Origin of the sequence: Nocardia sp. CDC160, assembly GCF_035818795.1 — a bacterium.
GTDB lineage: Bacteria > Actinomycetota > Actinomycetes > Mycobacteriales > Mycobacteriaceae > Nocardia.
This window is the reverse complement of the sequence record NZ_JAYKYT010000003.1, coordinates 664,365-686,186: the sequence shown is the minus strand read 5'-3', so window position 1 is coordinate 686,186 and position 21,822 is coordinate 664,365. Positions and strand designations below refer to the sequence as shown.

Genomic DNA, 21,822 nt, shown 5'->3' with positions numbered 1-21,822 from the left:
AAGGGCGTTTCCGTGGGGTGGCGGTGAAGCTTCCGAAACGGTCGGTTCTCGGTTACTTAATATTTGTTAACACATCCGTGGATTGCTGAAAGATCGCTATATCGTGTTTCCATGCAGCGATTCGAAGGCGTCATCCAGTCGGTCGAGCGCGGCGGCGCGTACATCCCCGTGCCCCCGGAGATCATCGAGGCCTTGGGCGGCGGCGGCCGCATCCCCGTCCGCGCCACCTTCGACGGCATCCCCTACCAAGGATCCATCGCCAACATGGGCGCGGGCCCCTGCCTCGGCCTGTTGAAGGCCATCCAATCGGAACTGGGCAAGGGCCCAGGCGACCAAGTGACGGTCACCATCGAACGTGACTCCGCCGAACGCACCGTCACCGTCCCCGACGAGCTGGCCGACGCCCTCTCCGCAGCCGGGCTCCGCGCTGCATTCGACGCACTCTCCTATACCAATCGCAAGGAAGCGGCGGCCTCTGTCGCCGAGGCCAAGAAGCCTGAAACTCGTACGCGGCGAATTGCCAAAGTAATTGATTCTCTGGGTTCGAAATAGGAGGGTCTGTTTTCCGAAATACCAAGGGGTACTTCGTATTTCGGGTTCCATTGTGATCAATTCGGCGGTAGAATTAGAGCATGAATTCGAAGGGGGAAACACTCGACAGCACCGGCATCGGCGCGCTGATGACCGAGGTCACCAACGTCGCCGACACCGTCCTCAATGGCGGACTCAACCGCCTCACCGATACCGATGTCGTGGAATTCATGCGCCGCCTGGAAATCTGCAAGCGTCAATTGGCCGCGCTGGATTCGGCTCTGGTGATCGAGGCGTCGGAGCGAGACCTGCCGCGCAAGGCCGGAGTCAAGGACGCGGTGCCGTCCCTGCGCCAGACCCTGGGTTTGTCGCGGTACGACGCGTCGATGCGGGTGAAGATCGCCGGAGCGTGTGGAGAGTTCCTCGGTGCCGATGGCAAGCCGCGCCCGATCACCCTGGCCGCCACCGCGAACGCCTATGAGACGGGCGTGATTTCCCGCGATCATGTGCGCGGCATCGTGGACATCATGACCCACCTGCCCGCCGAGGTCCCCGCCCAGGCGCGGACCGAAACCGAGCAGCTGCTGGTCGAGCACTGCGTGACCGGCCTGCCCGATGACCTGCCCAAGATCGGACGCGAGATCCTCGCCCGCCTGGACCCCGAGGGGACGGTGATCTCCGACGCCGACCGTCGCCGCCGTCGCGGCATCACCATCAGCCGCCCTGGGGTGGATGGGATGTCGAAGATCGAAGGCTGGCTCACCCCCGAACTCCGCGCGCTGCTCGACGCGATCTTCGCCAAGCTGGCCCGCCCGGGGATGTGCAACCTCGACGACACGGATGCTGAGATCCTCGCGGCCACCGCCAAGGTCGAGTCGAAGGTGTTGGAGGCGGCCGCGCGTCGCGATCGTCGCGATGCCGCCCAGCGCACCCATGACGCGTTGTTCGCGCTCGTCGCCGCGTTGCAGCCGGGCACCGACACCCCCGCCGATACTGCTGCTGGCACCGCTGCCGATACTGCTGCCGCTGCGGCGAAGGCGGGTAAGCCGGTGAAGCTGGGCAAGCACCGTGGCCTGCCCGTCGAGGTCGTCGTGACGATGAGCCTGGCCGACCTCGAACGTGGCGCGGGGGTCGCGACCACTGCCTCGGGCGGGCACCTGTCGATCAGCGAAGCCCTCAAGCTGGCCAAGGGTTCTCGCCCGGTGTTGGCGGTGCTCGACAAGGACGAGATCCCGCTCTACCTCGCTCATGGTGAGCGCCTCGCCAGCTCCGGGCAGCGCCTGGCGCTGATCGCCCGCGATCGCGGCTGCACCCACCCCGGCTGCGATGTGCCCGCCAGCATGTGCGCGGCCCATCATGTGATCGATTGGGCCAAGGGCGGACCCACCGATGTGACCAACCTCGCCCTGGTCTGCGATCACCACCACGCCCTCGTCAACGACAGCGACAACGGTTGGCAGACGGTGATGTTGGGCAAGGACTCCCCGACACCGGGCCGGGTCGGGTGGATTGCTCCGGCGGCGTTGGACCCCTCCCACACCCCGCAAGTCAACGAGCACCATCACGTCGGCAAGCGGGTCGCCGGTCTCGTGGATTCGAGTTGCCGGAGGTGGGGTTCACGGGCAGCGTGAAACCCGAGCTGCTCGTCTCCCGCTGGCGTGCGCAGGGACGGGGAAGTGTGGTTGCGTCGCCTGCCCTACCGCACTTGGGCTGACGCCGGGTTGGGAGCCGCCCCCTCACCTCCCAGCCCACGGACTGCACGCATCACCTTCTCGAGACAACCCAACAACTCGAAACCGAATCGTTCGACAGCTCCACGGCTTCAAGCTCTTTGACAATTCCACAGAGACGAAGAACGGCCGAGCCGCGAGGGGGCTGGTAGGTGAGAGGGCCTCGCAAGCTCGACCACCCTCTCTCCCTCCTCCTGGCGTCTTTTATCTTTTGTCTTTTTATCTTTTCTTCTTGTGGCTTTTGGTCTTTCGGGTTGTGGGTTCTATTCGGCGATCAGCTCGGCTTCGGTGTCGAGAGCCTCTTGGGCGTCTTCCGGGACGCCGATTGCGCCGGGGCGGTAGGTGACTGAGCGGAGGTTGCCGGTGTAGCGGAAGACGCCGTGGCGGGAGCGGAGGTCCCAGGAGACTGGGCCTCGGGCGTCTAGGCCTACGGAGATGCCGGTCCAGGGGGACATGCCGACGAGTTGGACCTGGTTGGGGAGGGTGGCTGCGCGGACGCCGTCGATGCCGATGGAGAAGTCCCAGCGGAGGTGGGGTTGGACTGTTGCGGAGAGGGTGAGAAGTTGGCTGCCGGAAGGGATTTCGCCCGCGTCGACTGTGGTGTAGCGGCCGTAGGCGTTGTAACCGAAGATCAGGCGGCCGTTTTCGATGTAGAGGAGATAGCCGCCTAGCGGGTCGCCATGGGCGACCAGGACGCCTTCGTCGCCGGGGCGGTAGGAGTCCAGTTCGATGGTGATGGTGAAGTCGCGGTAGGCGATCAGGCGTTGGGAGCGGTAGCGCTCGAGGGTGGGGGTGCCGGGGAGGATGCGGACCTGGTCGCCGAGTCGGGCTTCCTCGGGGCGGCGTCGGGCCAGGTCTTTTCGGGTGACGAGCGGGAAAACCGTGTTGTGCCAAGCGGCTTCGTCCCAGGCCGCGGCGAGTTCGGCGACCTTGTCCGGCAGCTGCTCGGACAGATCGTGGAGTTCGGTGGGATCGGTGCGGACGTCGAAGAGTTGCCAGCGCGGGTTGTCGATGCCGCGTTCGGGTTCGTAGAGGGCGAGGAGTTTCCAGCCGTCGCGGTAGAAGCCACGGTGGCCGGTCATCTCGGAGTACTGCTCGACATGGGAGGAGATCGCAGCCGGATCGCGCAGCACATCCACCGCCGAGACGCCGTCGAAGTCTTTGGCGGGCAAGCCGTTACGGACACTCGGCCGCTGCAGCCCGGCGAGCTCGAGCAGCGTCGGAGCCAGGTCGGTGATGTAGACGTACTCCTGCCGCACCCCCTCGTCACCCTCGGTCCGCGGCAACCCCTTCGGCCACGAGAGCACGAAGGGCACGCGAACCCCACCGGCGAAGGTCTGCCCCTTGTAGAACCGGAACGGCGTATTCGAAGCCTGCCCCCACCCGCGCGGGTAGTGCACACCCAGCTTGGCGGTGCCGATCAACTCGTCGTCGTGCGGCACATCCCGCTCCCAATCGGGCTCGTCCACCTGCGCGAACTGCGCGAAGTACGTGCGGGTCCCCTCCGGCCCACCTTCCGCGGTACCGCCATTGTCCGAGGTGAACACAATAATGGTGTTGTCCAACTCGCCGAACTGCTCGAGCGTCTCCACCACCCGTCCCAGGCTCTGGTCGATGCTGTCGACCATGCCCGCGTACACCTCCATGTACCGCTCGAACCGAGACCGCTGCTCCTCGCTCAGCGAATCCCATTCCTGCGCTTCATAACCCGGCTCGGTATTCCGAGGCTTCTGCTGCGTCCCCTCCGGAAACAGCCCCTGCGCGATCTGCGCGGCAAACCGGGTCTGCCGCAACCGATCCCACCCCTCCCGATACTTCCCGCGATACTTCGCCTGATCCGCTGGCTTGGCCTGCAAGGGCCCGTGCATGGCGGTGTGCGCGAAGTACAGGAAGAACGGCTTGCTCGCATCGTGCGCGCGCAGCTCCTTGATGTACCCGATCGCCCGGTCGGTGTAATCGTCGGTGAGGTAGTAGTCCTCCGGATATTCCTCGATATCCACCGCCGAACTGTCCGAGATCAGCTGATTCGGATAGTAGAAGGAGTTCAACCCCTCCAGCGACCCGTAATACCGGTCGAATCCCCGCTGCGTGGGCCAAGAATCGCGATGCGACGCCGGATGCAGCGTGGCATCGCGGACCAGATGCCATTTTCCGACCGCGTACGTCGCATATCCATTGGCGCGCAAGATCTCCGGCAAGGTCAGCACATCGTCGGCCAACTCCAACCGCAAGCCCGGATACCCCGGATCGGCATTGGCCACGAACCCGAACCCGGCCCGATGCGAATTGATACCCGTCAACAGCGCGGCCCGGGACGGCGAGCACAGCGGTGTCGTATGAAAGTTGGTGAGCCGCAGCCCATTGGCCGCCAACCGATCCAACGTCGGCGTCTCGATCTCCGAACCGAACGGCCCGATATCGCTGAACCCCATATCGTCGACCAGCACCACGATGATATTGGGCGCGCCAGCGGGCGCGACCGGCGGATACAGCCATTCCGGGGTCGAATCGGCGGTGGTGCGGCCGATCTCACCGGTGAAATTCTCATAGCCACGGGCATGTTCGGGGACTGACATGCTCCCAGCAAAGGTCGAGCGCCCACTCCCGAACTAGGGTTTCACTCTGGCTGCGTGCAACCGGTGATCCGTCATGCACCCGCCGATAGCGTCGCCACACAATCAAGGCCCGGTCCACAGTCGAGGTTTCTTCAGATGATTTCGTCCCCCGGCGGTCTCGACCGCCGTATTTTCCTGCGCAGTTCCGCCGTCGCCGCGCTGGCGATCTTCGGGGGCGGGGCGCTGGCTGCGTGCACCTCGGCGGTGAGCCAGCAGCGCGGCGGCGACGACAATGCCCAGCCCGTGCGCGGCGGAACGCTGAAATACGGCGTGCTCGTGGACATCGTGCCCGCCAACCTGCTCACCAATACCGGCACCACGCCGTATGTGGTCGGCCTGGTCTTCGAGTCCCTGGTGCGCTACCCGCACGACAAGCTGGAACCCCAGCCGCTGCTGGCCAAGAGCTGGACCGTGGCCCCCGACGGCAAGTCCATCACCCTGGACCTGCGCGACGACGTGAAGTTCCACAGCGGCCGCCCCTTCACCTCGAAGGACGTCGAGTTCTCGCTGCGCACCTACGCCGACCCCAAATGGTCCGCGCAGCTCAAGAGCACCGCCGCCGCCGTCACCGGCTTCGACACCAGTGACCCGCACCGCATCACGCTCACCCTCGACCACCCGTTGAGCAATCTGTTCGATCTGCTGGACACCGTCCCCATCCTGGACAGCGAAACGATCGACCAGCTGGCCACCGGCGACAAGATCGTCGGCACCGGCCCGTTCCGCTTCACCCAGCGAATCCCCAACCAGCAGTTGGTGTTCGAGAAGAACCCGGCGTACTGGGTCCCGGACCGCCCCTACCTGGACCGCATCGAGTTCACCGTCATCTCCGACAACCAGGCCCAGCTCAACGCGCTCAAGACCGGCCAGATCCACCTCGCCGACGGCGTCACCTACCGCGACAACGAGAACCTGGCCAAGACCGACGGCTACCGCGTCATCGCCTTCGAAGGCGCGGAACTACAGGTGTACGTCGGGGCCAACGTCCAGGACCCGACCCTCGCCGATGTCCGTGTGCGCCAGGCCATCGCCTACGCCCTCGACCGTGAGCGCATCATCAAGGACGTCTTCCGCGGCGCGGGCTACCCGCTGAACCTGCCGTGGCCCAAGAACTCTCCCGCCTTCGACGATTCGCGCAACACCCGCTACACGCGAGATGTGGCCAAGGCCAAGCAGATTCTGGCGCAGCTGCCCAAACCGCCCAAGCTGCCCCTGGCCTACAACACCTCCTACGTGGGCGGTGAGAATGCCGCGCAGATCGTGCAGGCCAACCTGGCCGAGGTCGGCATCGAGGTCGAGCTGGTGCCCACCGAGAACGCCACCTTCATCAAACAGCTGATCGGCGCGCAGTTCCCGGGCCTGTGGCTCACCGACCACTCGTGGGCGCAGTTCGCGCCCGCCACGCTGACGGTCAGCGCCTATCCGTTCAACGCCCGTAAGAACGCCTCCCGCTACGAGTCGGCCGACTATGTGAAGGCCGCCGACGCCGCCTGGCAGCTACCCCAGGCGACCGGCACCGACGCCACGCGCGCCTACCAGGCCCTCAACGACCAACTGCTGGACAGCCTGTTCCTGATCGAGATCGGCGTGCACTACTCGCAGGACGCCGCGACCCGAAAGCTGCACGGCCTCAGCTGGACCAAGCGCCGCGAGCATCTGTTCACCGAGGCGTTCCTGGCATGACCGCGTATCTCCTGCGCCGGGTGCCCTCCGCGATCGCGGTGCTCTTCGGCGCGTCGGTGCTCATCTTCCTGCTGCTGCGTCTGGTCCCCGGCGATCCGGCGACGACCCTCGCCGGACCCGACGCCTCCCCGGAAACGATCGCCGCCATCCGGCATCAGCTCGGACTGGACCGCTCGATCCCCGCGCAGTATCTGTCCTGGCTGCACGGCGTGGCGACCGGCGACCTCGGTCGCTCCTACATCATCGGCGGCCAGATCGCCGACCTCATAGGACGCGGCCTGTCCAACACGCTGATCCTCGCCGCCGCCGCACTGCTGCTGGCGGTCGCGGTGAGCCTGGTGATCTCCGTCGCCTCGGTGCTGTGGGACCGGCGCTGGCTCAATGCCATTGTGGCCGCGGCCAATACGGTGGCCGTGGCCGTCCCGGTCTTCGTCACCGGCGTGCTCCTGGTGCTGGTGTTCGCGGTAGCCATCCCCGTCCTGCCAGCGGGCGGCATCCCGCCGGACGGCTTCCTGACCCGACCCGACATAGCCGTCCAGTACCTGCTGCTCCCCGCGATCTGCCTGGGCCTGCCGGTCGCCGCCGCGCTCACCCGCTTCCTGACCGAGGCGCTGCGCACGGAACTGTCCAAGCCCTACGTCCTCACCGCCCGCGCCCTGGGCATCCCGCACCGCCGCATCGTCACGCGTGGCGCACTGCGAAACGCCCTGCCCACCATGCTCACCACGCTCGGCATTCAAACCGGCAACCTGCTCGGCGGCGCGGTCCTGGTGGAGGCCGCCTTCGCCTGGCCGGGCATCGGACAGCTGATCGAACAGGGCATCAACCGCCGCGACTACCCGGTGGTCCAAGCGCTACTACTGTTCTCGGTGGCGGTCTTCGTGGCCATCCAGCTGACCACCGACCTGGTCCACGCGTACCTAGATCCCCGCATTCGGATCGGAGGCCGCGCATGACGAGCTTCCCGAAGGCGCTGCTGCGCGGACAGGGCCTGGCCGGACTGCTGCTCGTCGGCGTCATCGCCATCGCGGCACTGGCCGCCGGTCTGCTCACGAAATACGGTCCGCTGGAACAGATCCCGGGCGCGAATCTGCTCGGCGTGAGCGGCGAGCACTGGCTGGGCACCGACCAGGTCAATCGCGATGTCTTCACCCGCCTGCTCTACGGTATCCGCGTCGACCTGCTCATCGCCTTCGTCGCGGTCCCCATCGGCGCGGTATTGGGCTCGCTCATCGGCCTGGCCGCCACCGTCAACCCGTACGCGGATGTGGTGGCGCAGCGGATCTTCGACCTGATCCTGGCGTTCCCCGCGCTCATCTTCGCCATCGCGCTCACCGCCGTCACCGGTCCCGGCGCGCACGCGGTGATCATCGTGATCATCGCCGCCGAACTCCCCATCTTCGGCAGGCAGATCCGCACGGCGGTGCTGGCGGTGCGCGAACAGCCCTTCGTCGAGGCCGCCGACGTGATCGGTGCGAGCACCGCGTGGACGCTGCGGAAACACGTGCTGCCCAATGTGATCGAGCCGCTCGCGGTGCAATTCGCGCTGTCGCTGTCGCTGGCGGTGTTCGTGGACAGCGCCATGAGCTTCATCGGCATCGGCGTGCGGCCGCCGGACCCGTCGCTGGGCGCGATCATTGCCGAGTCCATGCGCAATCTCGACGCCAATCCCGCCATGGCGATCGGCCCGCTGGCGGTGGTGTCGGCGCTGACCCTCGGATTTCTATTGATCGCCCAGGCATTGGGCCGTGCCCGGAGGCTTGGATGAGCGGCAGTGATATGAGCGCAAACAAGAACTACCCGGCCGCCGACGAAAACCTCCTAGAAATCAGTGATTTGGTGGTTCGTTTCGGCGATCGCAAGGTAGTCGACGGCGTCAGCGTGCGAGTCGCGCGCGGCGAAACCGTCGCGCTCGTCGGCGAATCCGGCTCCGGCAAGTCCCTGACAGCCCGTGCCGTCCTCGGCCTGCTGCCCACCGGCGCGACCGCCACCGGATCGATCCGACTGACTGACACCGAGATCATCGGCGCGTCCGAAGACGACCTGCGACCACTGCGCGGCACCCGCGCCGCCATGGTCTTCCAGGAACCGCAGATCGCCCTGAACCCGGTGCAGCGCATCGGAACCCAGATCGCCGAGGCCCTGCGTGCACACGGCCGAATCGGCAAGGCGCAGGCGCGCGCCCGGGCCATCGACCTGCTCACCCAGGTGGGCATCCCCGAGCCCGGCAAGCGCGTCGACTGGTATCCGCATCAGCTCTCCGGCGGCCAGAAGCAGCGCGTCGTCATCGCCCTGGCGCTGTCCGGCGACCCGGACCTGCTCATCGCCGACGAGCCCACCACCGCCCTCGACGTCACCGTCCAGGCGGAGATCCTGCGACTGCTGCGAGACATCCAGCGCCGCAACAACACCGGCGTGCTGTTCATCACCCACAATCTGGGCGTGGTGGCCGCCATCGCCGACCGGGTCGTCGTCATGCGCGCCGGTGCGGTCGTCGAAACACAGCCGGTGCGTGAGCTGTTCGCGAATCCGCGTGCGGACTACACCCGCGAGCTACTGGCCGCGGTGCCCACACTGCCGGAGATCTCGGCGGGCGGTGCCGCGGTGGCGGCCGTCGAGTCGGTGCCGCAAACCCCGGCCGAGCCGGTGGCCGAACCCGAACCCGTTCTGCGGGTGAGCGATCTCTCGGTCGTCTACCGCCAGCGCGGCAAGCACTTTCAGGCGCTACACGAGGTCTCCCTGACCGTGGCTCCCCGCGAGGTCGTCGGTCTGGTCGGCGAATCCGGTTCCGGCAAGAGCACTCTCGGCCGCGCCGCGCTCGGCCTCGTCCCCGCGACCTCGGGTGAGGTCGTCCTGCAGGGCGTCGCCCTGAACGGGCTCTCCCGCAAGGAACTCCGCGGACTGCGCAAGCAGGTCGCCCTGGTGCACCAGGATGTCACCGCCTCCCTGGACCCGCGCCGCTCCCTCGCCGACTCGATCGGGGAACCGCTGCGCGTCCACCGAGTCGCCTCCGGCTCGCTGCTGCGCGCCAAGGTCGGCGATCTGCTCGAATCCGTGCGGCTGCCCCGCGACTACGCCACCCGCCGCCCCGGCGAACTGTCCGGCGGGCAACGGCAACGCGTGGCGCTGGCCCGCGCGCTCGCGCTCGCGCCGCGACTGCTGGTGGCCGACGAGCCCACCAGCGCCCTGGACGTCTCGGTGCAGGCGCAGGTGCTCGATCTGTTCGCCGATCTGCGTGCCGAATTCGGATTCGCCTGCCTTTTCATCAGTCACGACCTGGCCGTGGTGCACGAAGTGGCCGATCGGGTGGCGGTCCTGCGGGCGGGGCGTATTGTCGAATCCGGGCTGGTCACTTCGGTTTTCCAGGCACCCCGCGAGGAGTACACGCGCCGCCTGATCGACGCGGTCCCGGCCCCGGATCCGCTGCGGGCCAGGCGGGCGGAAATCTCGCCCACACCCGCGCCCCTGGCATTGGGGGCATGAGAGGTATTTTGTCGCGATATTCCGGGGACATATACCAACAGGAGTATCCGGTGATACAAATTGGATTTGTCGTACTGAACGGTTTGTATCCAAATCTGTGTAAGTATCCGTCCTGAAGGAGATCTCGGTGCTGCCTCCACGGGGGAGGCCGGGTGGGCCGCCGAGACTCCGTAAAGGAGGGAACCAGGTGGGCGCGAGAGCGGTATGTGGACAGGATCTTCCGGAACTCGAAGTACCCACCTTCGGAAACCTGCTGCGCCGATTGCGTGACAATCGCGGTGTTTCCCGCGAACGGCTGGCATTCAATGCCGGTGTAAGCGCAAGTTACATAACGCATTTGGAGAAGGGTGATCGCGGCAACCCGACCCGGGAAGTGGTCGAGGCCCTCACCCGATACCTGGATCGGCTCGACCCCCTCTCCACCGAGGACCGCCGCCAGCTCACCGACCTCGCGGGCCTGGGCGCGGCCGAATTGCCCAGCGCGGAGGAGCTGCGTGCCGCCATCACCCCGGAGATGATCCGGGTCCTGGAACTGCACAGCCCGAATTTGGCCGCGCTGCTGGACATGCAGGCCAATCTGCTGGCCAGCAATGAGAGCTGGGACACCGCGTTCCCGGGCGTCCGCGAGGACGGCAATATGCTGCGCTGGTTCTTCGGCAATGAGCTGGCCACCCGCGTCATGGTGAACTGGGAGCGCGACGCCCGCCAGCTCGCGCGCTGGATGCGCGGATTGATCGGGCGGTCGGGCAATGTGGACGGCTTCGCCGATCTCATTCGCGAACTCGGGGAATTCCCGAAATTCCGCCAGGCCTGGTCGGACGGCGTGGTGGAGTTCGCGCCGCACATTTGGACCCTGCACCTGCGCAATCCGGTGACCGGCCTGCGCCGCCGGATCTACGCCCAGACCGGACGACTGGACGCCGCGGCCTACCCCGGCCAGCTGCTCACCATTCTCGGACTACCCGGTTAGATCAGCCCCGCAGCGGGATGAATTCGGCGAGCGCGCCGTCCTCGGCATTCGGCGGGACGACGACCACGCCGTCGCGGTGCAGCAGGTCCGCCAGATGGGCGGTATGCAGGCGCAGGTCGCCTCGGAAGCCGCCCTCGGGCAGCGCGCGGGCCGGGACGATGCGCGAGACCGGAGCGGTCAGTTCGGAAGCGTTCACCAGCGGACCCATGATGCGAGCGGACTCGGTGGCCCCGGTCAGACCCTCGACGGTCGCGGCAATCAGACTCAGCAGCGTGGCGGTGGCCGCGAACGGATTGCCGGGCAGGCCGAGAACCACTGCGCCGGTGGCGAGTTGGGCCGCGACCGTGGAGCCGCCCGGGCGCAGGCGCAGACGGCGCAGCAGGATCGCGGCGTCGGTGCGGTCCAGGGCCGAGCGCAGCTGATCGGCCGCGCCGCCGCCGGTCGCGCCGACAATGACCAGCAGATCGCAGTCGGTGGCGGCGGCCAGCACCTCGTCGAAGGCATTCGCGGTGTCGCGCAGGTGAACTCGATCGATGGTCCGCACGCCGTACCAGGCCAGCAGGTCGGGCAGGATGGGGCCGATCGAATCGCGGGTCTGCCCGGTGTGCAGCGGGCCGTCACCGCGAATCTCGTCACCGGTCATGACGATTCGCGCCCGGACCGGACCGCGCACGGCGGCCGCGGCCACCTCGGCGCTGGCGGCCACGGAGATGAGCGCGGCCGTCACGGGCGTGCCCGCGGCCGCGACTTCGTCACCGGGAAGCCAGTATTCGCCGCGGCGGCGCACATCCTCGCGAATCGGGGTGTCGGGCAGGCGGTAGACGGTGCCGTCGTCATCGATTCGGACGAACTCGTCGCGCACCACCGAGGTGGTTCCGTCGGGCACGTGCGCGCCCGTGGCGATCCGCACCGCCTCGCCATCCAGCAGCCCGACCGGTCGCTCCCCACCCGCGAACCCGATATCGCGGCGCAACTGCCACGGTCCGTCGCCGCTCACCGCATAACCGTCCATGGCCGACACATCGAAACGCGGCAGGGCGTCCCCGGCCACCAGCGGACCGGCCAGGGCGGCTCCCCGCGCCGACCGCAGTACCGCCTGGCGCGGAGTCAGCGGGGAAACGCTGGTGCGCAGCACATTCCGGGCCTCGTCGAGCCACAGCGGCTCGGCCGAGCGCGCCGCCCCGGTCCGGGCGCGGCGCACATCCTCGGGGGTATCGCAGTCCTCCACCCCGGGCAGCGGCACCATGGCGGTGTCCACCGGCACCAGCGCCTTCATCGGCCGGTTCACCAGGGATTCCATGCCAGCCAGCGCCGCGCTCAACGCGGCCCGCCGCCACACGCCGACCAGATACTGCGGCCGCCCCGAGGCATCGGCCGCGAACACCGCGTCGCTACCCGATTCCCTTGCGTGCGACAGCAGTTCGTCCACCGCCGCCGCGGTCAGGAACGGCATGTCGGCGGCCAGCACCACGATCAGTCCCGCCGGGAATTCACACCCGGCCAGCGCGCCCAGCCCCGCCGCGATGGCCGCCACCGGACCGGCCCCGGCCGGAATCTCCTGCGCCTGAAGAATTTCCGGCGGCAGTTCGGGCCGATGCGGCCCCACCACGACCGTGCGCGCGCATCCGGCCACCGCCGCCAGCGCCGCGTCCAGCATGGACTGCCCGCCCACCACCATGGCCGGTTTGTCCACCCCGCCCATGCGGCTGGCCTTGCCCCCGGCCAGCACGATGGCATCGACGGGCGTCACGCGGCGGCTCCCGGCGCAGTGTGTGTCGCGGATAGGCAGAACATGCTTGAAGATCGTAGTGGCAGGCACCGCAAGGGTTGTCGGGCGCGCCCGAAACCTCCGCTTGCTAAGCAATTGCCGATTCGCGTTACGTTATGTGATGAGGTACGACACATAGTAGAAATGGTCTTGTTTTAACCTTCGGAACAATCTCATATGGCAGTATCCGACCTGAGAACTGGCGGAGTACGCGGGCGTTCGTCGCAGTTCACACCAGGCGTCACACCGGGTCCCACTGTCCGGTACCAGGAGGACTCAGAGCGATGAAGGTTGGTTTGCTGAATGTTTGGGGAGAGGGAACGGCGTGGGCCTGGGCGTGAAACCGGATAGGGACTCCGACGATCTGAAGCCGCCCACATTCGGACTCCTGTTGCGCCGCCTGCGTGATGCGCGAGGCATATCACGAGAAAGACTGGCCTTCAATGCCGGTGTGAGTGCCAGCTACATCAGTCATTTGGAGAAGGGCGATCGCGGACATCCGACCCGCGAAGTGGTGGACGCGCTGCTGCGATATCTGGATCGAATAACCCCGCTGTCCGCCGTCGAGCGTCGTCACCTGCTCGATCTGGCCGGACTCGGGGTCAGCGAATTCCCCTCGGTGCAGCAGTTGCGCGACGAAATCACCGGCGACATGTACCGCGCGCTCGAACTGCACGAGCCCAATCTGGCCGCCTACATCGATACCCGCTGGAATGTGCTGGCCTGCAATGCGAGCTACGCGCGGGCTTTCCCCGGGGTGGACCGCGATATAAATCTCCTGCGCTGGTTTCTGGGCAATGAGGCCGCCCGCGAGGTCATGGTCGAGTGGGAGGAGGAGGTCCGACTAACGGTGCACTGGCTGCGCGGTCTGATCGCGAGCTCGGGGGATACCGCTTGGTCTGTCGAATTCCTCTCCGAACTCGGACGTTTCGGACTATTCCGGGAAATGTGGGACGAGGGCATTGCCGCCTACGGGCGGCCTCGCGCCACCATGCGGCTGCGCGAAAAGGACAGCGGCCGCCGCTTCGATATCGCGGTGCAGCTGTTCAGCGTCTTCAATGCCGCCTACCCCAGCCAGATTCAGATCTTCCTCGGCATCCCCAGCTGGCACGAGGACGAAACGGCCCGGCGGCCGTGACCGCCATGGGCACGACCCAGCGGGTCGGTTCAGACGGCCACTTTGCGCTCGTGCGGTGCGGTGGACCGTTCCACCAGCCGAACCAGCAGGGGCGCAACCACTTCCGGATGCGTCCAGGCCGCGCCGTGCCCGGCCCCCGGAATGGTGACCACGCCGTCCGCGCCCGCGAGGCCGCTCGCCATCGCCTCGGACTTCTGCGCGGTGCTGGTGGCGTCGTGGCTGCCGCGCGTAACCAACGCCGGAACGGTGATCTCCGGTAGTCGGTGCAGCACCGAGCGCCGGTCCATCAGGCAGCGCGCGGCGGGCAGAATGGCCTGGCGATCCGAGCTGTACCAGCGGCTGGTCCACGCGCGCCACAGTCGCGGATCGGTGCCGCCGATGATCTGCGGGGCCAATTCCGCCACCAGTGGTGCCAATGGCTCCGAACTTGTCCAGCGCTCGATGAATTCGCGATAGAAGGCCAATTCGGACGGCGTGCACGCGCCCGCCTCGGTATCGATCAGCGCCAGGCCCTGCACCCGTTCCGGTGCCAGTAATGCCATGCGCAAAGCCGCATACCCACCCTGGCTCATTCCGCCGACGACGGCCCGCTCGATTCCTAGTTCATCGAGCACCGCCAATCCGTCGGCGGCCAGATCCCAATAGCTGAACGGTTCGCCATCGGGTGACTGGGTGCGTCCGTGGCAGCGCGCGTCCACCGTGACGAGATTGATGCCAGCGGCTGCCAAGGGTTCGCGCATCGGCTCGAACATGGTCTCGTCCAGGAAGAACCCGTGGGCGAGCAGCAGGGTCGGACCCGCGCTGGCGCTGGTGGTGAAATGGACTGTGGCTGAACCGGATCGCACATAAGGCATGGTCCAGACCCTAAACGGCGGGAGCGGTCGCTCCCAGATGTTTGCCCGCGTGGTGCCAGGCACCCTCTGGTGAGGTTCCCGATGGGTACCCACACTGGCCAGTGTCGGTACTGCTAGGGGTTTGCCCCAAATTGCCCCAAAACTGGACAACAAGATCACAATCCATTTTTAATCAGGCCGTGGCGCTTTTGGGACGAGCGCAATTTCAAGGGAGGAAACAATGTTCGACGTCACCACCGCAGCCCGTCGCAACGACTTCCGGATCGATCACGGCGCGGGATTGCGGGAGTCGCTCGAAGGACTGCTGCTGCACGATGGAGTCGGTCTGGATGCGCGTATGCGGCACGCGATTTCCGCGGTCGTGCACCTGGCGGTCGACGCACCGCTCGGAGTTCCGGAGGACGCCGAGGAATTTCTGGGCCGATTGGACGCCTCGTGGCTGTTCGCCGCCTGGAACGACAGCGATCAAGAGCTGTCGTTGCTGAATACTCTCGCCGGTGGCGAGGTGCCCGCATTGAGTTGGTGCGAACTCATGTTCACCACCACGCTCGCGCCCTGGTCCGGTGCGCCCGCGGCGGTGCACGCGCGCCGCATCTTCGGCACCGGTGAGCAGGCCCGGCTGGCCGCGGTGAGCGGAGATTGCTCGATCGGTCGGTAAACCTACCAAGCGTTTCTTTGTGGGACTTTCGGCAATGAACTGAACGTATTGAAGGGACAGAGGAAGTGAAGCTGCTTTTCACCAATTTCGACGCCATGTTCGAAACCCTCGCCCGCCGTGACGGATTCGAGTCCGAATCCTGGCATCAGCAGGCGCTGTGCACCCAGACCGATCCCGAGGCGTTCTTCCCCGACAAGGGCGGCTCCACCCGGGAGGCCAAGCGCATTTGCTCCTCCTGCGAGGTGCGCCAGCCGTGCCTGGAATACGCGCTCGCCCACGATCAGCGCTTCGGCATCTGGGGCGGGATGTCACCCCGGGAGCGCCGCCGCTACGAACGCGGCGCGGCCTGATCTCATGGCATCATGCTGATCCGCCGCGGGGAAGCGGGCCGGATCGGCACGGGTGTTCAATCGATTGTCGCTTGTAGCAGACAGAATTCATTGGTTTCGGGATCGGCCAGCACCACGATCGGATCGTTGGTCGGGGCTCCGGAACCGAGCGGTGCGGCCTCGGGAGTGAGCGGCACCGCGCCCGCCGCGCGCAGGCGGGCGGCCTCCTGCATCGGATCGTCGGTGGGGAAGGCGACCAGATCCAAATGGAGGCGGCCGCACTTGGCCGGTGCGTCCGGCCTCCGCAGGAATTCCAGCCACGGGCCCTGCCCGGTGGCCGAGCGCAGACCGGCGTAGGCGGGCCGCTCATGGGTGAGCGGCCAGCCCGCGGCGGTGGACCAGAATTCGGCCAGCCGCAACGGATCTCGGGTATCCATCACGATCGCGGCGACCGCGCCGGTATCGACGTACTCCTCGCGCGGTTCCAGCACGCAGAACTCATTGCCCTCGGGATCGGCCAGGACCGTCCACGGGACCGCGCCCTGGCCGATGTCCACCCGGCGCGCACCGAGCGAGAGCGCGCGGTCCACCTGCAGCCGTTGGTGATCCAGCGAGCGGCTCGACAGGTCCAGATGAATGCGGTTGAGGGCGGTCTTGGGTCGGCGGGCGGGGAGAAAGGTCAGCGCCACGTCCAGGCCGTCCGGGTCCGGTGCGGCGATCTCGACCTCGCCGGGCCGATCCACCGTCACCTCCCAGCCCAGCAACTCGGCCCAGAAACGGGCCACCGACCCGGGTTCGACCGCATCGAACACCACGCACGCCAGTCGGGTGGACATGATTCACGGTAACCGGCCGACGGGGCGGGCGATCAGCTTTCGGCGAAGCAGTGCCGATCAGCTTCCCGCGAAGCTGTGCCGGGCGCGTCGCAGATCCACCCGACCGTCCAGCAGCGGCACACCCTCGGCGGCCAGTTCCGCCAATTGCCGATGCGCCAAATGTGGTGCGGGCGTGCCGTTTGCGCGCAGCACACGATGCCAGGGCAGATCGGCGGCATCGGTGCGCATGATCCAGCCGACCGTGCGCGGGGTGGACAGGCCCGCCGCGGCCGCGATATCGCCGTAGGTGGCGACCCGGCCGGGCGGAATGGCCGCCACCAATTCCCGGACCCGTTCGATTTCGGCGTCGGTGGTCGCCATGTCAGAACCTTGTCGTCATGTCAGAGCCTTTCAGAGCACTGCGCGAACCAGGGCGGCGGTGTCGGCCGGGCGGGCCTGGGCCACCATGTGATCGCAGTCGAATTCGTGGACGGTGAGGTGCTCGCCGAGGTGCTCGGTGAGCGCGGCGCGGAAGGCCGGGGCCACCAGCGGCGGACTCACCTTCATCGCCTGCACCAGCACGGTCGGCAGATCCGGTGGCGGCAGAACGAAATCGCGGGCGATCTGACCCCAGAAGGAGATGATCGCGGGCATGGTCACGTGCCAGCCGACCCGGCCCTCGGCGGTCGGCACCAGGTGCTCGGTCAACTCCTCTTCCAGCACCGCCGGATCCACCTCGGCCCACGAGGTTTCCAGCTTGTCGAAGCGGGCCGCCTCCACACTCGGGTAATCCGGTGCCGCCAGCATGGAATTCGCGATGTGCAGCATGCGCTCGGGCTCGAGGCCGATGGCCGGATCCAGCAGCACCAGGGCGCGCACCAGCTCCGGATGCCGGTGCGCCAGGTGCACCGCGGTGGCCCCGCCGAACGAATGCCCGAGCACCACCACCGGTTCGCTGGTCTCGGTCGCCAGCAGCGCGACGAGATCATCGACCAAAGTTTCGAAATCCCACGGCGGCACGCCGGGCGACCTCCCGTGTCCCCGCAGATCCGGTGCAAGGATCCGGACATCGGGGAGATGATCGTCGGCCAATCGTCGCCAGCGCTGGCCGTGACCCGTCAAACCGTGCAATGCCAGGACGACCGGACCGGTCGAGGGACCGAAACGATGAGTATGAAGCTCCACCACCCCGCCCATTCTGCTGCCTGCGCTCGAGAAGAACACCTCGCGCATCCCCCTCGTGAACATCGTGTGCACTGTGATCGGCGGCACCGCCAACTCATGGCAAACGCGGACTGTCGGCGCGATCTGTTGAAATAGCCGACGTGATGCGATCGGATAGCTCGGTGCAGCTGGTGCGCCGGGCTCAGGCGGAGACCCCCTCGCGGGAGTGGGACGCCGAGCTCCGGCCGCTCTTCGACGACCTGGGCGCGGATCCGGGCTGGCGGCCGTGGCAGGTGCTCGGTGGGCCCGGGACCGGCAAGACCGCGCTGCTGGTGGATGTGGCCGCCGCGCGCATCCTGGCCGGGGCCGCACCGGAATCGGTGGTGGTGCTGACCTATACCAAGCGGGCCGCCACCGCCGTGCGCGCCGCCATCACCGCCCGCATCGCCGAGGCCGATCCCGACCTGGGCGGGGTGCCCGGGGCCACCCGCGGGCCGCTGGTGCGCACCATCCACTCCTACGCCTTCGGGCTGCTGCGGACCTTCGCCGCCACCCACGGGAATCCGCCGCCGCGGCTGCTCACCGGTTCCGAACAGGACATCGTGATTCGCGAGATGCTGCGGGGCGACCTCGCCGACGGCGCGCGCGACTGGCCCGAGCGCCTGCATCCGGCGCTGCCCGCCGCTGGATTTGCCGAGCAGTTGCGGGATCTCATGCTCCGGGCCACCGAACGCGGGCTCGGGCCCGAGGATCTGATCGAACTCGGCCGCACCCACCGGCACCCCGAATGGGTCGCCGCGGGCCGCTTCGCCGAACGCTACGAACAGGTCATGATGCTGCGCTGGTCGGTCGGCATGGACGTCCCCGAGGCCAGCGCGCCCGCCCTCGACGCCGCCGAACTCGTCACCGCCGCCCTCGACGCCTTCCACCTCGACCCCGAACTCCTTGCCGCCGAACGCGATCGCCTGCACTGCGTCCTCGTCGACGACGCCCAACACCTCGACCCCCACGCCGCCACCCTGATCCGCGCCCTCGGCGGCGGCGCAGCCACCACGGTCATCGCCGCCGACCCGGACCAGGCCGTCTACACCTTCCGCGGCGCGGACTCCCGCTTTGCCACCGACCCGGAAGCCCCCGCCGACCGCCGCATCACCCTCCGCCGAAACCACCGCTCCGCCACCGCTATCCAAGAATTAGCCGACCGCATCGCGGCGCGCCTGCCCGGCTCCCCATCGCACCGCACCCCGCTCCCGACCCTCCGCCGGACCTCCGCCACCGCCGACTTTCTCCACGAAATCGCCCGCGACCTGGCGAGCGGCAGCGCCACCCCCGGGAACGGTGATGCGCCCACCGCGAACGGTGATGCGCCGACCACTAATGGCGATGCGTACCCCACGAATGGCGAGCGCCGCCCCGCGAACGGCCCCGACCAACCCCGTCATTCCGGCGCGCTCTTGGCCGGAATCCACGACATGGATATGGATCCCGGCCAAAAGCACGCCGGGATGACGGATGGCGAACGCGCCGGAATGACGGATGGCGAACGCGCCGGGACGTTGGATCGCGGACGCGCCGGAATGGCGGATCGTGCCGCGCGGCCCAGGTCTGCGGATGGGGCCGAGAATCACCGGGAGAGTGCGCAATCCGCGGGGGAGGTGCGGGTGCAGGTGCTCACCACGCCTGCGAAGGAAGCTGCGTTGATCGCCGATCATCTGCGGCGGGCGCATCTCACCCACGGGGTGCCCTGGTCTCGGATGGCGGTGATCGTTCGTTCGGTGCCGCTGTCGCTCGCGCCGCTGCGGCGGGCGCTGCTGGCCGCCGGGGTGCCGGTGCGACAGCCACCGGCCGACGTGCCATTGGCTCGGCGGCGGGGTGCGATGTGGATGTTGTTGGCGCTGCGGGCGATTACGGCGGGCGACCCGACCTCGGTGCGGCACCCGCGGCCGATCGCGTTCACCGCGGACGATGCGTTGGATCTGCTCGCGGGTCCGCTCGGCGGCGCGGATCAGATCAGCCTGCGGCGGTTGCGGCGCGGCATCCGGCGCGCGGTGCTGGAACTCGGCCTCCCCGACCGAGCGCGCGAGGAGGAGACGGTCCAATCGGCTGAATCCGGTGCGGTACAAGCAGATACGGAAGCATCCGCCGACCTCGACGGCGACGGCGCGAGCGTCCGCGATCGGTCGCCCTCCGACTCTGGGCGCGATCCCGCACGAGACACCAAATCCGGCGGCGATGTTGCACGCGACACCGAATCCGTCGGCGACGCGGCGCGGTTCGCGGATCTGGACCGGTCGTCGGCCGAGATTCTGCGGGATCTGCTTGTCGGGGTGGGGAATCGGGTCGTGCTCGAGAAGCTCACCGAGGTGGAAGCCGCGCCGTTGCGGCGGGTGCTCAAGGCGCTCGGGCGGGCGCGGAAGGTGCGGCGTGACGGGGGTGGGCTCGAGGATGTGATGTGGGGGGTGTGGACCGCCTCCACGTTGGAGCGGCGGTGGGTCGGGCAGTCCGAGCGCGGGGGTGCGGTCGGGATGCAGGCGGATCGGGATTTGGACGCCGTGGTCGGGCTGTTCGAGGCAGCGGCGGCGTATGTGGATCGGCTGCCGCGCGCGACCATCGAGGGCTTCGTGGAATACCTGGAGCAGCAGGAGATCCCGCAGGACAACGCGCCGGTGACCGATCCGGGGGAGGCCGTCACCATTTGCAGCGCGCACGCGGCCGCCGGACGCGAGTGGGACACCGTGGCGGTGGCGGCGGTCCAGGAGGGCATCTGGCCCAACCTGCGGCCGCGCGGCACCCTGCTGGGCGTCGAGGAGCTGGTGGATCTGCTCGCGGGCGTCGGCGGTTCGGGCGAGAAGGTGAGCCGCGTCGCGCCCCTGCTGGCGGAGGAGCGGCGACTGCTGCTGGTGGCGTGCAGCCGGGCCCGGCGGTCGCTGCTGGTGACGGCGGTCGAATCGGTCACCGGCGACCAGGATCTGGTGCCGTCGCGATTCCTGGCGGAAATGGACGCCGACGCCGCCGACGGCCAACCCGGGCGGGTGCCGCCACCCGTGGATCCGGGCCGAGCGCTGGCCATGCACGCGCTCATCGCCGAATTGCGCTCCGCCGCTTGCGATCCCGAGACCACCCCCGAGCGTCGCATGCGTGCGGCCCGGCAGCTCGCGCGGCTGGCGCAGGCCGGGGTCCGGGGCGCGCACCCCGACGACTGGTACGGCACCGCCGAACTCTCCTCCTCGAATCCCCTGTGGGACAGCACGGATGGCGCGATCGCGTTGTCCCCGTCCACGGTGGACCAGCTCAAGACCTGCCCGCTGCGCTGGGCCCTCGAACGGCACGGCGGCGGGGACGGCGAGAACCCGCACGCCCTCAAGGGCAATCTCGTACACACACTCGTGCAGGCGCTGGCCGGACAGGTCAGTGAGGACCAGGTGAAGGCCGCCCTGGTGAAGGCCTGGAAGAAGGTCGACCCGAGCGCCCGCGACGGCGAGAACTGGCACTCCCGAGCGGAATTGCGCCGCACCGAGACCATGGTCGACACCTTCCTGGCCTGGCTGCGCAATACCCGCGACGAACTCACCGCCATCGGCGTGGAAGTACCGGTCGACTGCGTGCTCCCCGCGCGCAGTCCCGACGAACAGCCGGTCCGGATCAGCGGCCGCGTCGACCGGGTGGAACGAGATCCCTTGGGCCGCTTCGTCATCGTCGACGTGAAGACCGGCAAGACACCCATCTCCAAGCAGGCCGCCGAGGAGCACGCGCAGCTCGCCACCTATCAGGTCGCCGCCGCCGAGGGCGCGCTCGGGGAAGGTGAGCCCGGCGGCGCGCGCCTGGTCTACGTCGCCAAACCCAATGCGAAGGAAGGCGCCACCCAGCGCATGCAGCCGCCGCTGGACGCCGAGGGCATCGACACCTGGCGCGGCGTGATCCACGACGCCGCCGACGCCTCCAAGGGCCCGAGCTATTTGGCCATGCGCAATGACGGCTGCCGCCACTGCAAGGTGGCGGGCAGCTGCCCGGTCCAGGACACCGGTCGGCAGGTGACCGACTAGTGGACGTGCCGTCGCGTGGCGATCGGGTCGGGCGTGATGGC

17 protein-coding genes are annotated in these 21,822 nt (G+C 67.9%); 11 read left to right on the top strand and 6 right to left on the bottom strand.

Translation table 11 applies throughout. The annotated features are described in order from the left end of the window. The first annotated feature begins 111 nt into the window (after nucleotides 1–111). The gene (locus VMT40_RS17835; protein ID WP_326359430.1) at nucleotides 112–552 is read left to right on the top strand and encodes a YdeI/OmpD-associated family protein; all 441 of its coding nucleotides are present in this window, start codon (nucleotides 112–114) and stop codon (nucleotides 550–552) included. A gap of 80 nt (nucleotides 553–632) precedes the next feature. Then, entirely contained in the window at nucleotides 633–2,162 is a 1,530-nt protein-coding gene (locus tag VMT40_RS17830; RefSeq protein WP_326359428.1) for an HNH endonuclease signature motif containing protein, read from the top strand. A 362-nt stretch (nucleotides 2,163–2,524) separates the two neighbouring features. Here VMT40_RS17830 and VMT40_RS17825 read toward each other — a convergent pair whose 3' ends face one another. Continuing rightward, on the bottom strand, nucleotides 2,525–4,837 hold the full coding sequence (locus VMT40_RS17825; protein ID WP_326359426.1) for an arylsulfatase: 2,313 nt from the start codon (nucleotides 4,835–4,837) through the stop codon (nucleotides 2,525–2,527). Between the two features lie 135 nt (nucleotides 4,838–4,972). Here VMT40_RS17825 and VMT40_RS17820 point away from each other — a divergent pair, with 135 nt between their 5' ends. The 5 genes from VMT40_RS17820 to VMT40_RS17800 all read left to right on the top strand — a co-directional run bounded on the left by VMT40_RS17820 (nucleotide 4,973) and on the right by VMT40_RS17800 (nucleotide 11,012). Beyond that, entirely contained in the window at nucleotides 4,973–6,559 is a 1,587-nt protein-coding gene (locus tag VMT40_RS17820; protein WP_326359424.1) for an ABC transporter substrate-binding protein, read from the top strand. Continuing rightward, nucleotides 6,556–7,515, top strand: a complete 960-nt coding sequence (locus tag VMT40_RS17815) for an ABC transporter permease (protein ID WP_326359422.1) — start codon at nucleotides 6,556–6,558, stop codon at nucleotides 7,513–7,515. Before VMT40_RS17820 ends, VMT40_RS17815 begins: the two co-directional genes overlap by 4 nt. After that, nucleotides 7,512–8,327 (top strand): ABC transporter permease, encoded by an 816-nt coding sequence (locus VMT40_RS17810; protein ID WP_326359420.1) that lies wholly within the window; start codon nucleotides 7,512–7,514, stop codon nucleotides 8,325–8,327. Before VMT40_RS17815 ends, VMT40_RS17810 begins: the two co-directional genes overlap by 4 nt. After that, the gene (locus VMT40_RS17805; RefSeq protein ID WP_326359418.1) at nucleotides 8,324–10,042 is read left to right on the top strand and encodes an ABC transporter ATP-binding protein; all 1,719 of its coding nucleotides are present in this window, start codon (nucleotides 8,324–8,326) and stop codon (nucleotides 10,040–10,042) included. Before VMT40_RS17810 ends, VMT40_RS17805 begins: the two co-directional genes overlap by 4 nt. A 187-nt stretch (nucleotides 10,043–10,229) precedes the next feature. Then, nucleotides 10,230–11,012, top strand: a complete 783-nt coding sequence (locus tag VMT40_RS17800) for a helix-turn-helix domain-containing protein (RefSeq protein WP_326359416.1) — start codon at nucleotides 10,230–10,232, stop codon at nucleotides 11,010–11,012. 1 nt (nucleotide 11,013) lies between these two features. Here the strand turns inward: VMT40_RS17800 and VMT40_RS17795 are convergent, their stop codons facing one another. Further along, complete coding sequence (locus VMT40_RS17795; protein ID WP_326359414.1) at nucleotides 11,014–12,762, bottom strand: NTP transferase domain-containing protein; 1,749 nt, start codon at nucleotides 12,760–12,762, stop codon at nucleotides 11,014–11,016. A 343-nt stretch (nucleotides 12,763–13,105) separates the two neighbouring features. Between VMT40_RS17795 and VMT40_RS17790 the strand changes: the two genes are divergently transcribed. Continuing rightward, nucleotides 13,106–13,918 (top strand): MmyB family transcriptional regulator, encoded by an 813-nt coding sequence (locus VMT40_RS17790; RefSeq protein ID WP_326359412.1) that lies wholly within the window; start codon nucleotides 13,106–13,108, stop codon nucleotides 13,916–13,918. A gap of 29 nt (nucleotides 13,919–13,947) precedes the next feature. Here the strand turns inward: VMT40_RS17790 and VMT40_RS17785 are convergent, their stop codons facing one another. Then, nucleotides 13,948–14,772, bottom strand: a complete 825-nt coding sequence (locus VMT40_RS17785; protein WP_326359410.1) for an alpha/beta fold hydrolase — start codon at nucleotides 14,770–14,772, stop codon at nucleotides 13,948–13,950. A 220-nt stretch (nucleotides 14,773–14,992) separates the two neighbouring features. Between VMT40_RS17785 and VMT40_RS17780 the strand changes: the two genes are divergently transcribed. Together VMT40_RS17780 and VMT40_RS17775 are read left to right on the top strand one after the other, a co-directional pair. Then, nucleotides 14,993–15,430: a hypothetical protein gene (locus VMT40_RS17780; protein ID WP_326359408.1), complete on the top strand. Its 438-nt coding sequence runs from the start codon at nucleotides 14,993–14,995 to the stop codon at nucleotides 15,428–15,430. Nucleotides 15,431–15,495: 65 nt separating this feature from the next. Beyond that, nucleotides 15,496–15,780: a WhiB family transcriptional regulator gene (locus tag VMT40_RS17775; protein ID WP_326306704.1), complete on the top strand. Its 285-nt coding sequence runs from the start codon at nucleotides 15,496–15,498 to the stop codon at nucleotides 15,778–15,780. A gap of 56 nt (nucleotides 15,781–15,836) precedes the next feature. Here VMT40_RS17775 and VMT40_RS17770 read toward each other — a convergent pair whose 3' ends face one another. From VMT40_RS17770 to VMT40_RS17760, 3 genes are read right to left on the bottom strand one after another with little or no spacing between them, the layout of a single operon-like run. Beyond that, complete coding sequence (locus VMT40_RS17770; protein WP_326359406.1) at nucleotides 15,837–16,595, bottom strand: VOC family protein; 759 nt, start codon at nucleotides 16,593–16,595, stop codon at nucleotides 15,837–15,839. A gap of 57 nt (nucleotides 16,596–16,652) precedes the next feature. Beyond that, complete coding sequence (locus VMT40_RS17765; protein ID WP_326359404.1) at nucleotides 16,653–16,955, bottom strand: MGMT family protein; 303 nt, start codon at nucleotides 16,953–16,955, stop codon at nucleotides 16,653–16,655. A gap of 30 nt (nucleotides 16,956–16,985) precedes the next feature. Next, on the bottom strand, nucleotides 16,986–17,771 hold the full coding sequence (locus VMT40_RS17760; RefSeq protein ID WP_326360225.1) for an alpha/beta fold hydrolase: 786 nt from the start codon (nucleotides 17,769–17,771) through the stop codon (nucleotides 16,986–16,988). Nucleotides 17,772–17,902: 131 nt separating this feature from the next. Here VMT40_RS17760 and VMT40_RS17755 point away from each other — a divergent pair, with 131 nt between their 5' ends. Further along, nucleotides 17,903–21,781: an ATP-dependent helicase gene (locus VMT40_RS17755; protein WP_326360224.1), complete on the top strand. Its 3,879-nt coding sequence runs from the start codon at nucleotides 17,903–17,905 to the stop codon at nucleotides 21,779–21,781. Nucleotides 21,782–21,822: the final 41 nt, after the last annotated feature.